Annotated in this window: 12 protein-coding genes and 1 riboswitch; of the genes, 4 read left to right on the plus strand and 8 right to left on the minus strand. The window is 45.8% G+C overall.

All coding sequences use genetic code 11. From position 1 onward, the window contains the following. Positions 1-59 precede the first annotated feature (59 nt). Positions 60-515 carry an RDD family protein gene (locus ACWJJ5_RS04380; protein WP_102422103.1) on the plus strand — a complete coding sequence of 152 codons (456 nt, stop codon included), beginning with the start codon at positions 60-62 and terminating at the stop codon, positions 513-515. 36 nt (positions 516-551) lie between these two features. Here the strand turns inward: ACWJJ5_RS04380 and ACWJJ5_RS04385 are convergent, their stop codons facing one another. Beyond that, on the minus strand, positions 552-1238 hold the full coding sequence (locus ACWJJ5_RS04385) for a VOC family protein (protein ID WP_454022226.1): 687 nt from the start codon (positions 1236-1238) through the stop codon (positions 552-554). A gap of 298 nt (positions 1239-1536) precedes the next feature. On the opposite strand from ACWJJ5_RS04385, the gene ahpC reads away from it, so the two are divergent. Continuing rightward, entirely contained in the window at positions 1537-2100 is a 564-nt protein-coding gene (gene ahpC, locus ACWJJ5_RS04390; protein ID WP_004393188.1) for an alkyl hydroperoxide reductase subunit C, read from the plus strand. 13 nt (positions 2101-2113) lie between these two features. After that, complete coding sequence (ahpF, locus tag ACWJJ5_RS04395; RefSeq protein ID WP_021494656.1) at positions 2114-3643, plus strand: alkyl hydroperoxide reductase subunit F; 1530 nt, start codon at positions 2114-2116, stop codon at positions 3641-3643. Positions 3644-3734: 91 nt separating this feature from the next. Here ahpF and ACWJJ5_RS04400 read toward each other — a convergent pair whose 3' ends face one another. Continuing rightward, positions 3735-5081: an amino acid permease gene (locus ACWJJ5_RS04400; RefSeq protein ID WP_454022227.1), complete on the minus strand. Its 1347-nt coding sequence runs from the start codon at positions 5079-5081 to the stop codon at positions 3735-3737. A 145-nt stretch (positions 5082-5226) separates the two neighbouring features. Then, positions 5227-5307: riboswitch (glycine riboswitch) on the minus strand. Between the two features lie 298 nt (positions 5308-5605). Between ACWJJ5_RS04400 and fbp the strand changes: the two genes are divergently transcribed. Beyond that, entirely contained in the window at positions 5606-7531 is a 1926-nt protein-coding gene (fbp, locus tag ACWJJ5_RS04405) for a fructose-1,6-bisphosphatase (protein ID WP_070082638.1), read from the plus strand. A gap of 52 nt (positions 7532-7583) precedes the next feature. On the opposite strand, the gene ACWJJ5_RS04410 is transcribed toward fbp, so the two are convergent. The 6 genes from ACWJJ5_RS04410 to ACWJJ5_RS04435 form a co-directional block, all read right to left on the minus strand. Next, positions 7584-8048 carry a (2Fe-2S)-binding protein gene (locus ACWJJ5_RS04410; protein ID WP_044052762.1) on the minus strand — a complete coding sequence of 155 codons (465 nt, stop codon included), beginning with the start codon at positions 8046-8048 and terminating at the stop codon, positions 7584-7586. Continuing rightward, entirely contained in the window at positions 8041-8883 is an 843-nt protein-coding gene (locus tag ACWJJ5_RS04415; RefSeq protein WP_454022228.1) for an FAD binding domain-containing protein, read from the minus strand. The genes ACWJJ5_RS04410 and ACWJJ5_RS04415 overlap by 8 nt, the downstream gene beginning before the upstream one ends. Next, complete coding sequence (locus ACWJJ5_RS04420; protein WP_367582427.1) at positions 8870-11200, minus strand: xanthine dehydrogenase family protein molybdopterin-binding subunit; 2331 nt, start codon at positions 11198-11200, stop codon at positions 8870-8872. Before ACWJJ5_RS04420 ends, ACWJJ5_RS04415 begins: the two co-directional genes overlap by 14 nt. 5 nt (positions 11201-11205) lie before the next feature. After that, positions 11206-11826 carry an NTP transferase domain-containing protein gene (locus ACWJJ5_RS04425; RefSeq protein WP_326998250.1) on the minus strand — a complete coding sequence of 207 codons (621 nt, stop codon included), beginning with the start codon at positions 11824-11826 and terminating at the stop codon, positions 11206-11208. Then, on the minus strand, positions 11823-12839 hold the full coding sequence (locus tag ACWJJ5_RS04430) for an XdhC family protein (protein ID WP_327967251.1): 1017 nt from the start codon (positions 12837-12839) through the stop codon (positions 11823-11825). Before ACWJJ5_RS04430 ends, ACWJJ5_RS04425 begins: the two co-directional genes overlap by 4 nt. 68 nt (positions 12840-12907) lie before the next feature. Continuing rightward, positions 12908-13924 carry an FUSC family protein gene (locus ACWJJ5_RS04435; protein ID WP_454022229.1) on the minus strand — a complete coding sequence of 339 codons (1017 nt, stop codon included), beginning with the start codon at positions 13922-13924 and terminating at the stop codon, positions 12908-12910. Positions 13925-14108 lie beyond the last annotated feature (184 nt).

The raw sequence follows: 14108 nt of genomic DNA on the forward strand, positions 1-14108 counted from the left end.
AAAATCCGGAATGATTACGTATAATATTCCAGATTAAAGCAAGGGAGAGAAAAAGATACATGGAAAGACCGGCAGGATTTTGGATACGGTTTCTGGCTTACGTCATTGATCAAATCATCATAGGAATTCCGATTTTTATCATTCAATTTATGGTCTCTTTTTTATTTGCGGCAGGCGTTGCGGCGGCTGACCCCTTCATGACCGAACATCAGTTTAACATCTCTTTTCTGGTGTTCGGCGTCATCCCGATTCTTGTGAGCTCTATTGTGATCAGCATCTTATATTTCAGCCTGCTCACAGCCTCAAAGATGCAGGGGACCCTGGGAAAAGCATTGCTCGGCCTTAAGGTCGTCAATGAAGATGGCGGACGCATTTCCATCGGCCAGGCCTTCGGACGCGCTTTCGCTTATATCATATCTAAGCTCATTCTTTATATCGGATTCATCATGGGTGCCTTCGGAGAGAAAAAAACGCTGCACGACATCATGTGCAGCACCCGGGTTGTTTATAAATAATGTCCCCAAGTCCGGGCCTTTTGAGCCCGGGCTTTTTTATGACGGCTGTGCCCTCCTGATGTCAATGCCGCCTTCTCCGTCAGCCTCAATGCGGATCGACCCGTTCACAATGACAGACAGCGGATGGAACTCCGCATGCTGATCAGAAAAAATCCAGCGGCGGCCGCTCGGCCCTAAAAGCAAAAACGCCCCATCATTGTAATCACCCATAAAATGAAACCCGTTTTCACTAAGAGGCGCATGCTTTCTCACCGGAATGCCGAAACGCTGCAGCTCCTTCCCCGTCGATACCACCTCGGCAGCCGTCAGATTCACCTCGCCGATATTAAGGACGGACTCAATCGAAAAACGTTCCGCGCTTTCCGGCGATGTGTCTCTCGCGATGAATTCCGCCAGATTGTTGGACGGATCTTTGAAATAAAAGGAACGCGCCTGAATATGAGTGAAATACACCTCATCCTCCCCATCTTCCGTTTGAAAAACGACTTTATCCTTTATCCACGCCTTCGCCTCATCAAAACGATTATTCGGAATGTTAAACGCGAAATGATACGTCGGATGAGAGTGAGAATCGGCGCGCCTGAATTCCAACTCACTTTCTCCCGCCTTGATGGTAAACGAATCACCGGACTCATCAATTAAAGGAAAACCTAACACCCGTTCATAGAAGTGTTTCGTCTCCTCCAACGCACAACTGTACAAAGTAATGTGATTTATTTGCATGATCATACCCCCTTTGGTTTATACTGCCATATAGAGGGGTGGATTCCTACTGTTTCGATTCACCAATTGAGAATCCCCCTTTCGCCCGGCGCTACACATGACAAACAGCGCCAAACCGCTTATACCAGGCGCTTTTAAATGTCTAAAGCAAAAAAAGCAGAAAATAATACCCCATATAGCTTGACAAAAAATAAATGTTATTTAATAATCTATATATAATTAGAATTATTATTGAAAGATAAAGTGAATGCTTTGTCTTTTTAATATATTTCAAATCACATTTCAGGAGGAAGATATTATGTCTTTAATCGGAAAAGAAGTACTGCCATTCGAAGCAAAAGCTTTCAAAAACGGTGAATTCATCGATGTAACAAACGAAGATTTGAAAGGTCAATGGAGCGTTTTCTGCTTCTACCCAGCAGATTTCTCTTTCGTTTGCCCGACTGAACTTGAAGATCTTCAAGGACAATACGCTGCACTGAAAGAATTAGGTGTTGAAGTATACTCTGTTTCTACAGATACTCACTTCGTACACAAAGGCTGGCATGACAGCTCTGAAAAAATCGGCAAAATCACTTACGCAATGATCGGTGACCCATCTCAAACGATCTCCCGCAACTTCGACGTTCTTGACGAAGAAACTGGTCTTGCTGACCGCGGAACATTCATCATCGATCCTGATGGCGTTATCCAAACAGTTGAAATCAATGCAGGCGGTATCGGCCGTGACGCAAGCAACCTAGTAAACAAAGTAAAAGCAGCTCAATACGTTCGTCAAAACCCAGGTGAAGTCTGCCCGGCTAAATGGGAAGAAGGCGGCGAAACACTTACACCTAGCCTTGATTTGGTAGGTAAAATCTAAGGAGTGCATTCCATTGGTACTTGATGCAAATATCAAAGCACAATTAAATCAATACATGCAGCTAATTGAGAACGACATTGTTCTCAAAGTAAGCGCCGGTGACGATGACACTTCTAAGGACATGCTGGCTCTCGTTGACGAACTGGCTTCCATGTCATCTAAAATTTCAGTTGAAAAAACTGAATTAAACAGAACACCGAGCTTCAGCGTTAATCGTACCGGAGAAGACACAGGCGTTACATTCGCCGGTGTTCCTCTCGGCCACGAATTTACATCATTAGTGCTGGCATTGCTTCAAGTCAGCGGCAGAGCGCCTAAGGCTGATCAAAAGGTCATTGACCAGATTAAGAACATCAGCGGAGAATACCGCTTTGAATCTTATATCAGCCTGACGTGCCACAACTGCCCTGATGTCGTCCAAGCATTAAACATGATGAGCGTGCTCAACCCGAATATCACACATACAATGATTGACGGCGCGGCATTCAAAGAAGAAGTAGAAAGCAAAAACATCATGGCTGTTCCGACTGTTTTCTTAAACGGTGAATCTTTCGGCAGCGGCCGTATGACCATCGAAGAGATTCTCGCGAAAATGGGCAGCGGCGCAGATGCGTCTGAGTTTGCCGACAAAGATCCGTTTGACGTTCTTGTTGTCGGCGGCGGACCTGCCGGCGCAAGCGCGGCGATCTACACGGCGCGTAAAGGCATCCGCACCGGTGTCGTCGCTGAACGCTTCGGCGGCCAGGTACTCGACACCATGAGCATCGAAAACTTCATCAGCGTCAAAGCGACTGAAGGACCGAAGCTCGCTGCAAGCCTTGAAGAGCACGTGAAAGATTATGATATTGACGTCATGAACCTTCAGCGCGCGAAACGCCTTGAGAAAAAAGACCTCTTCGAACTTGAACTTGAAAACGGCGCTGTACTGAAAAGTAAAACAGTGATCCTTTCAACAGGTGCCCGCTGGCGCAATGTCAACGTACCTGGTGAGCAAGAGTTCAAAAACAAAGGTGTTGCATACTGCCCGCACTGTGACGGACCATTGTTTGAAGGCAAAGACGTAGCCGTTATCGGCGGCGGAAACTCCGGAATCGAGGCGGCGATTGACCTTGCAGGTATCGTCAATCACGTGACTGTGCTGGAGTTCGCGCCTGAGCTGAAAGCAGACGAAGTCCTGCAAAAACGTCTTTACAGCCTGCCAAACGTCACTGTGCACAAAAATGCACAAACGAAAGAAATCACAGGCGACCAAAACGTAAACGGCATTACGTTCGTTGACCGTGAAACAGGCGAAGAAAAACACGTTGAACTCCAAGGTGTATTCGTCCAAATCGGTCTCGTGCCTAATACAGAATGGTTAGACGAAACCGTCGAACGCAACCGCATCGGCGAAATCATCGTCGATAAGAGCGGCGCGACAAGCGTTCCCGGTCTATTTGCCGCAGGGGACTGCACAGACGGCCCGTACAACCAAATCATTATCTCCATGGGATCAGGTGCAACTGCCGCTTTAGGCGCATTTGATTATTTGATCCGGAATTAATGTAAAAAGCGCTACCCTGCTTACAAGGCAGGATAGCGCTTTTTTTATATTAAAACGGCATACTGCATGGCAGTACACCGTCTGAAGTAATTCAATCTGTCTTTCTCCCTCTCGCCCGATAGATGAGAAATAATCCAATAAACCACAGCGGCGTCAGCAGCAAAGCCGGGCGCGTCGCATCCGCAAACAGCATAATCACCAGAATGAAGGCAAACAGCGCCAGCACGGCGTAATTGATAAACGGCGCAAACGGCGCCTTGAAAGACGAGCTTGCATGTAAGTCCGGACGGGTTTTCCTGTATCTGATATGACAGACAAGAATCACGCCCCACACCCAAATGAAACAAATCGCGCTGATGGTGGTCACGATGCCAAAGGCCGCTTCCGGTATCAATTTGCTTAAAAGAGCGCCAGCTGACAGCACAATAACCGATATCCATAATGCGCGGCTCGGCACATGATTTTTATTCAGCTTCGCAAAACTTGCCGGCGCCTGTTTCGTTTTGCTTAAGTTATACAAAATCCGGCTTGTTGAAAACATCCCGCTGTTACAAGCAGAAGCGGCAGACGTTAATACGACAAAATTAATAATTCCCGCGGCCAACGGAATGCCGACCAGACTGAAGGTCTTTACAAATGGACTTTCCGTTGCATTCAGCTGCATCCACGGATTAATACATAAAAGAATGATCAATGCCCCGACGTAGAAAAATAAAATCCGTAAAGGAATTTTATTGATCGCGGACGGAATATTTTTTTTCGGATTTGACGTTTCCGCCGCTGACACACCCACTAACTCCACACCGACATAGGCGAAGATCACCATCTGGAACGAAAGCAAAAAGCCTGAAAATCCGTTCGGAAACAAGCCGCCGTGCTCCCACAGATTCGCCGCTGAAACCGTTCCGGTATGCGTTTTGAACCCAATCACCAGCAGAACCACCCCGATGACAATTAACGCGAGAATCGTGACTACCTTAATTAAGGCGAACCAAAACTCCAATTCTCCAAAAATCTTAACCGTTAACAGATTAAGCCCTAATAAAATGAGCAAACAGATAAGTGCAGGAACCCACTGCGGAATGTCAAACCAATATTTCACATATACACCGACGGCGATCACATCCGCCATAGCCGTCATAATCCAGCAAAACCAATAAGTCCAGCCGGTGACAAACGCTGCACGCGGCCCTAAATACGCCTCGGCAATATCCGTTAATGATTGGTAGCCTGCTTTAGATAACAGCAGTTCTCCCAGCGCCCGCATGACGAAAAAAAGCGCAATACCTACAATAAAATACGCAAAGATGATAGAAGGACCCGCCAGCTGAATCGCCTTACCGGACCCTAAAAACAATCCGGTGCCGATCGTGCCGCCAATGGCGATCAGCTGCACGTGCCGATTCGATAAGTCCCTCTTTAGCTCTCGCTGCTCCACATCTGACTCCTCCTTACCTCTCTAGTGAACGACGAGCAAAAAAAGCCAATAAAAAAAGAGATTGGATGCCCTCCAATCTCATGGTCATAAGAATATCAAATTATATTTGCGCCGCTGACAATCAACAGCATGACAAATACATATTCGGTACTCTTCTGTCCTTTTGCCTGAGATTGTGAACCCTTCGGCGCCGCGGAAAACCCGCGGTCTCTCCAGAAGCCGCTCCTGCTGTAGTGCGACCCACAGCAATCATAGCCTGCTACGTATTAAGTTTCCGATAGAAATAACTATCAGCTAACTTTTTATTTTAATGGAAGTTGAATTCATTGTCAATAGGGGGATGAGCTCACGGCGTTATCCCGGTCCAATTTTCGATGCCTGAAGCGCCGTATTTTCCGTTTTCATTGTCTCAAAAAGGCGTTATGCGGTACTATCATATAAGGTCTAATCATTTAAACATTATGTCATACTTTAAATTCACTTTATCATACAATTGCTCGTAAATAAAAAGGGGATGGACGAGATTGGAAACCAAATATTTAGATCTGCTCGCACAAAAATACGATTGTGAAGAAAAAGTGGTCACGGAAATCATTAATCTGAAAGCGATACTGAACCTGCCGAAAGGAACCGAGCATTTCGTCAGTGATCTGCACGGGGAGTATCAGGCATTCCAGCACGTGCTGCGGAACGGTTCAGGAAGAGTAAAAGAGAAGATCCGCGATATTTTCAGCGGCGTCATTTACGATAGAGAAATTGATGAACTGGCGGCTTTGGTCTATTACCCGGAAGACAAACTGAAGCTGATCAAACATAACTTTGATACGAAAGAGGCATTAAACGAGTGGTATAAAGAAACGATTCATCGGATGATTAAGCTCGTTTCTTATTGTTCTTCCAAGTACACCCGCTCCAAATTGCGCAAAGCACTGCCCGCCCAATTTGCTTATATTTCCGAAGAGCTGCTGTACAAAACAGAACAAGCCGCCAACAAGGAACAATACTACTCCGAAATCATAGAACAGATCATTGCGCTCGGCCAGGCCGATAAGCTGATCACCGGTCTTGCCTACAGCACGCAGCGATTGGTGGTCGACCATCTGCATGTTGTCGGCGATATTTATGACCGCGGACCGCAGCCGGATAAAATCATGGAAGAACTGATCAACTATCATTCAGTGGATATTCAATGGGGGAATCATGATGTTCTCTGGATAGGCGCTTATTCCGGCTCAAAAGTATGTCTGGCAAACATTATCCGCATCTGTGCCCGCTATGACAATCTGGATATTATTGAAGACGTTTACGGCATCAATCTGAGACCGCTATTGAACCTTGCCGAAAAATATTACGATGATAACCCGTCTTTCCGCCCGAAAGCGGACGAAAACAGACCGGAAGATGAGATTAAACAAATCACAAAAATTCATCAGGCGATCGCGATGATCCAATTCAAGCTTGAGAGCCCGATTATTAAGAGACGGCCGAACTTTAATATGGAAGAACGGCTGTTACTGGAAAAGATCGATTATGACCGCAATGAAATCACGCTGAACGGAAAAACGTATCAACTGGAAAACACCTGCTTTGCGACGGTGAATCCCAAACAGCCTGACGAGCTGCTAGAAGAAGAAGCAGAAGTCATGGACAAGCTGCTGTTTTCTGTCCAGCACTCCGAAAAGCTGGGCCGCCATATGAATTTTATGATGAAAAAAGGCAGCCTGTATCTGAAATATAACGGCAACCTGTTGATTCACGGCTGTATTCCCGTCGATGAAAACGGCAGCATGGAAACGATGATGATAGAGGATAAAGCTTATGCGGGCCGTGAGCTGCTCGATGTATTTGAACGGTTCTTACGTGAAGCGTTTGCCCATCCGGAAGAAACCGATGATCTGGCGACAGATATGACGTGGTACTTATGGACAGGCGAATACTCCTCCCTCTTCGGAAAACGGGCCATGACAACCTTTGAGCGGTATTTCATTAAAGAGAAGGAAACGCATAAAGAAAAGAAAAACCCGTATTACTATTTGCGTGAAGACGAGGCAACCTGCCGAAACATCCTGAAGGAATTCGGCCTCAATCCGGATCACGGCCATATCATCAACGGCCATACACCGGTAAAAGAAATCGAAGGCGAAGATCCGATCAAGGCAAACGGAAAAATGATCGTCATCGACGGCGGCTTCTCCAAAGCCTACCAATCCACAACAGGCATCGCCGGCTACACGCTCTTATACAACTCCTACGGCATGCAGCTCGTCGCCCATAAACACTTTAACTCCAAGGCCGAAGTACTGAGCACCGGAACCGACGTCTTAACGGTGAAACGATTAGTCGACAAAGAGCTTGAGCGGAAGAAAGTGAAAGAAACAAACGTCGGTGAAGAACTGCTGAAAGAAGTGGCGATTTTGGAGAAACTGCGGGAGTATCGTTATATGAAGTGAAGAATATGGAGTTCAGAGATAATTCTCTGGGCTCTTTGTTTACGGTTGCGAACTAAGAAGTCCCTTTCCCTGTATGTAAAACAGATTTAACCGCTTCTTCAATCTCCCTGTAACCCGTACATCTGCAAATATTGGACTCCAGCCAATTTTTTATCGTGTCATCACTTGCATTCGGCTCAGTATTCACTAAAGCATGACAATTCATGAGAAAACCCGGTGTGCAATAACCGCATTGAAACGCGAATTTTTCAATAAAAGCCTTTTGAATCGGCGTATTGATCAGTCCTTCAATTGTCGTAATGTCCTTTCCTTCCCCTTCTGCCGCAAGCATTAAGCAAGATTTCATCGGCACCCCGTCCGTTAATACCGTACAGGCGCCGCAATCCCCATTTAAGCAGCCCGGTTTTGCACCAGTTAATCCGAGACGAAGACGAAGAGCAAATAACAAAGTATCAGCCGGTCTGACCGTCATCTGTCTTTCCTCGCCATTTACTTTCAACGTAATAAGATCAGACATTTGGACCTCCTTCTAATTCCTGTAAGGCATCTAAAATTGTATGTTGCAAGACAAATATTCGGTATTCACTTGAGCCTTCCGCATCATCAAGAACGGGTTTGGGTACATACTGTAAAGACCTGCGCGCTCTATCTTCTAATGAATAGCTTTTATCGTTAAGCACAGCCTCCATTTCAGCAGAACGAAACGGAAATGGACATACGCCGCTGAAGGCCATTCTGATCTCATCATCTTTTTTCAGCGCACAGACTGTCACCAATGGATACCCGACATTCCACTGCTGTCTTCTTTTGATACTGACAAACGGCAGGTCAACATACGCTCGATCGACAACGATATGAAATAAAAAATCACCTTTTCGCAATTGTATTTCCTTGTTAAATACTTTATTTATAGGATGGTAATGAATCCCCGCTCTCCCTGCAATCCCTAGCAAACTATCAGAAATCAGCAACGGCAGCACGGCCTCACGGTAGTAGATGCCCCCGCAAATGTTTCCGCCCAGGCTGATCTTATTTCGAGTCGTCCGATCGGCTATTTCACTTACTGTTTTACTTAATAGCGGAAATGGATTTTCTTCCTCCAGTTTCGTTAATGACACGCCCGCTCCGATCACCAGATAACGTTCATAAAAACGGATGGCGTGAAATTCCGGAAGCGCGTTCATATCTATCACCGCATCCGTATAGACGATATTCAGCCTTCCTAACGTGATAATTTCCGTGCCGCCGGAATAATACATCGGTGTTTTCTTTTCAGCCGCAAGCGAGTGAAATAGATTGATTGTTTCTTGAATGGTCTTCGGTTTAAAATAGTCAAAATCAAACGGTATCATCTTTCCACCCCTCTTGCGTCCTCCATAATTGTTCGGGAATGAGAGGAAGTTGATTCAATTGGACACCTAAAGCGGCGGAAAGGCAATTTCCCAATGCGGCCGGCATCCCCAGCAGTCCGTGTTCCCCGCCGCCTCGCGCTCCATAAGGCGCAATCACATGCGGGGTTTCAACAAATTCAACGATATATTCAGGCTGCTCTCCATAGTGAAGGGGGCGGTATGTTCTAAGCTGAGGATTTAATACTCTGCCATATGAATCAAATACAAAGGTTTCTCTTCCTCCGAATGCGATTCCCATACTCATCCCCCCCATCACTTGACCCCTTGCAGCTTTTTCATTCAGTACAGTTCCTATATCCACAACAGAATAGGCTTTTGTAATCCGATACGTATAATCCCGCTTATCCAACTCAACTTCAATTCCCTGAGCACCTACAGCCCATTCGGGTCCCGGCTTTCCTCTTCCCGTTTCCCGGTCTAAATTCGTCATCCGGGTTAATGTGTAATTACCGCTCGCAATGATTTGGCCGCCAACGGTATTTCCATTCGGAAACGTATATCCGTAAGCAATGTCTTTTATGTCAACATGTACAGAAGGATGATCTATAAAATAAACCTTTCCGTCGGCCACTTCCAATTCCTCGACAGGAACCCGCAACACACATGATGCCGCGTCCTTCAGCTTTCGGATGGCTTCCTCCGCTGCATTCAGTACGGCTCTCCCGGCCATTAACGTCCCTCTGCTCCCCACGGTTTTCCAATGCTCGGGAGTTGTTTGGGTGTCTACAAGCATTTTCACGTGAATTTTGCTTATATCCATTTTCATTCGTTCCGCTAAGATTTGGGCTAACACTGTTTTTGTCCCTGTTCCAATTTCCACTACCCCTGACATCAAATTAATGCTTCCATCGGGATTAAAGGTTAAAAGAACCCCGGACGTTGCATTTGTATCAAATGTTGAGGTTTTCCAAATACAGCTGATTCCCTTCGCCCGTATCTTCCGGCCGTCGATTTCAATTCGCTGCCCCTCGTCCCAATTCATTAATTCCTTCAATCTTTCAATACATTTCGGCACATTTCCGACCGTGCTTGAATTGAGAAGAACTTGAGTCGGTGTGGTGTCACCGGGGCGAATGGCATTTTTATAGCGAAGTTCTAACGGGTCCATGTTCAGCTTTTCCGCCAATACATCCATCGTCCGCTCAAAAGCAAATAACACTTCAGCATGGCTGTAGCCTCTGAATGCACTGGGATATGGATGATTCGTATACATACAATATGAATCACACGATATATGGTCGATAGCGTACGGACCCGTACAATCAACCACCGCAGCCCGGCTGATGTCCACTCCTTTATCAGAGTATGCTCCGCCATCAAATAAAAGCTGAATGTCTGCCGCCTTTAAAATTCCATCCTTTGTGGCCCCTAATTTGACAATGGCATCCAATCCTACATGAACGGGAGATGTGATCATATCCTCTTCTCTCGTATTAAACAATTTGACGGGCCGGCCTCCGACTGCTTTTGATGCCAAATAGGCAATCACCTCTAACTGAACGGCTGCTTTTCCCCCGTACGCCCCGCCTACTAAAGGCGTTTTGACGATAACCTTTCCGGGTTCAATTCCAAAATACCACTGCATTAATTTTTTAATGGCAAAAGGGGCTTGAGAGGATGTGGTAATGATAATCTCCTCATCCGCCCGAATTTCAGCGATCGAGCATCTTGTCTCCATCGCAGCGTGATCAGAAGGGTTAAAGGAAATCTGGAATTCTGCTGTCACATCACTTTCCCTAAATCCGTCTTCAATATTTCCTTTTCTAACCTTATCCAGGTTTGCGATATTTGTCTTCGGAACCGGGAATACACCTTTTGTCTTCTCATAGCGGTCCGCATGTTCATGAACGAGCGGCGCATCCTTTTGAAAGGCCTCACGGGGGGAATTGACGACGGGAAGAGGTTTATAGGATACTTTGATGGCATCCGCGGCCTTTTTAGCTGTAATCGGATTTTCCGCAACAACAACAGCAACCGGCTCACCATGGTATCTGACCCTTTTATAAGCAATCGGCGATCTGTCTTTAATTTCTTCACCTGCAAGCGGAAAAGGTTCGTCACCCAATATCGCTCTCACACCGGGAATCTTCCAAGCTTCTGAAAAGTCCATCGACACAATATCGGCATGAGCATATGGACTGGTCAGCATTTTTGCGTGCAACGTCCCTGTTTCTTGAAAATCATCCGTATATTTCGCTTTACCCGTCACTTTTTCAAGGGCCTCTTTCCGAATGACACTCTTCCCGATATACTCCAACTCATTCACTCCCCGAATTTATTCAGCAGCAGCTTATAATCTTCAACTGTATCGACGTCATAAAAAAGCAAAGGATCTTGAAAACTGATCATTTTTCCCGCCTTGATCATACTTTCACGGATCACATGCCGGGCGCCCTGATCTCCCTTTAACTGATGCAATACCGGGAAACATTGATTGGAGAATAAAATAGGGGGCATAGGAAGATGCTGATTTTCAGCGGCGATAAATAAATAGCGGCGCTCCTTTTGATAGGAATCAATTAACGTATTGATGATATCTGAGGTGACAAACGGCTGATCTGCAAGGAGAATGATAACGGCGTCAGCCTCGTACGCTGCCGCTTTTTGTAAACCGCATAGTATAGAATGGCCTTGGCCCTTACCCGCTTGCTCACATTCTGCCTGGCTCCACTTATTTGACATAGGGGATAAAAAGAAAAATTCCGAAAGCCAATGCAGTGAATCTCCCTTTCCCGTAATAACGAAAATATGATCTAATTCAGATAACAAGGCATGTTTAAGAGCCATACTTCCAAGGGAAACGCCATTGAGAAATAAACTTCGCTTATCCGTCCCCATGCGTCTGCTTGTACCGGCTGCCAGGTAAATGGCTGCTGTTTTCATAAGCGGGACCTTTGTTTTCGCATTTCTTTAATCAGCTCGCCGACGATACTTACAGCAATCTCTTTAGGGCCTTGTGCCCCGATGGGAAGGCCGATAGGGGAATGAATATCTGCCGGAATCTCCGCCCCGCCTAACAGCCGCTCCGTGCGCCTTCTGGGGCCTAAAACGCCTTTATAAAACACATTCTCGTTTTTTATTGTATGTAAAATGATCTGATCTTTTTGAAAGCTGTGCGTCATAATGACAACAAAATCCCTTTTTGTCATGCTCAGGCCTTCCATGACTTCTTCCGGCGCTCCCGTTATCAAATGGCCGGCTTCAGGAAAATGCCCGTGATGACATAAGGCGGGACGCCAGTCTATCACCGTCACATGAAAGCCCGCACGAGCCGCCAACGAAACTAACGGCCTCGCATCTTCTCCTGCTCCGAAGACATATAAACAAGGTTTTGGCACCATCTGATGGATAAAAAACAAATCAGAGGTATGTTCATCTCTTTTGATTCCCTTCTCTGTCTGTCTCAGTTTTTGAATACAGCCTTGCTCCATCACATCCCCGGTTCCAAACACGCTGCCGTCTTCAGCGATATACAGATCTTCCTTCGGCTCTAACGTTTCAGTGAATCGTTTCACTCGGGTCACAGATTTTTTTCCATCTAAGCATGTCTTGACTGTCATCAGATGCCGTTCCAATTCCCCTTTTACAGGCTCAAGCAACACCGTCAAAACACCATTACAGCCAACGCCCTGTCCCCAGGATAAATCGTCTTCCGCACTCATATCAAAGCGGACAATCAACGGTTCTCCCGCAGACCAGACCTGCTCTGCCCTTTCAACGAGATCTTCTTCCAGACAACCGGCGGATAACATGCCGACTCTTGTTTTGTCCTCTAAAATCAGCATGGAGGCGCCTTCTTTCTTATAAGCGGACCCCTCTGTTTTAATAATGGTAGCCAGTACCTTAGCTTTTTTAGAAGTGGCGATGACATCCAAAATCCGGTGTATATCATCCATTTCATGTCCCCCGTTTTACCTGATCATATCTGCATCTGTATATCCGTATTCTATAATTCCAGAAAACATTACAAACGCTTCAGCAATTTCTTCGTTTCTAAAAAAAAAGAGTCTTTATAGACCTTATGACCGGGCGGCGGTTGCGACAGCATGTCGGAGCGGAGAGATTCCAATAACACGTTCTGTTCCTTCTGTTTCCGATTGTCTGTTTCGCCCTGCTGTATTCCTTTAAAACCCGCAAAATATTCACTTAACACTTGTAAATTATTCCCCAGCTCCCTTTTGTCACTTGAAGATAAAGCTCCTTCTTTTTCCCATTCTTTTAACGTTTTCACTATATTTGATAGATACTCAAATCCGGCGTTCAACTTTTGCATCTCTATTTGATAGCTTGAAATGATGTTTTTATGTTTTTTTCTGACGGGGTTGAATTTTAAGCTGTCAGAGGCTGTTTGCAGCATCTCTTTTGCCGTATGCAGCTCCTGCAGAAGATGGTTCATTTTATATTCCATAAGGTTCCCTTTTCCTTGTCCCCACTCTGATTGCACCCATTTGGAAAGGTCTGAAAGTGCGTCGGAAAGCTGACGGGCCAATGTTTGAAAAGAGTCCGCTGCCTTTTTTGTGTAGTCCGGCGGAAACAGGAACATGTGAATCAGAATCGCGATGATGACGCCGATCACCGTATCGATGATTCGGTCGAATGCATAATCTTTAGAGTTTCGTTCAAACGTAAAGACCAATAAAATGGTGAGCGCTACCTGATGTAAAACCGTTACATCTATTCGTAACCACTTTGCAATGTAAGTACCGCCTAATAGGAACAGCCCCAGCATCCAGCCATTCATTGGCAAGTGACTGACAAGAAAGGACGTTAGCATGATCCCAATCGCAGTTCCCGCAATACGATGAAAAGAAAAGCGAATCGACTGATCTATCGTTGGCTGCAAACATAAGATAACAGACAGAGGCGCTAAATAGGGATGATCAGAGCCCGCCAGTTTTGCCGCTTCCCAAGCAACCGCAGATGCAATCGCCATCTTCCAAACCAAAGATGTTTTGTTTTGGATTTTTTCACTTTTCATCATACGCCCCCTCCTTTCAGAAACCTTTTCCACTAGGTTTCCGTGACGCAAAGGGATTTATACTGTCGTATGGGAAATGCGAAAAGAAGCTGTGATTCAAAGGGGGATTCTTGAATGATGGCTTCTTTTTGGGGTTGGGGAAACATTATCTTTAAGAAACATAGGTGTAAGGTTTGGCTAGAGGAGA

This window comes from Bacillus sp. JK74, from assembly GCF_053663395.1.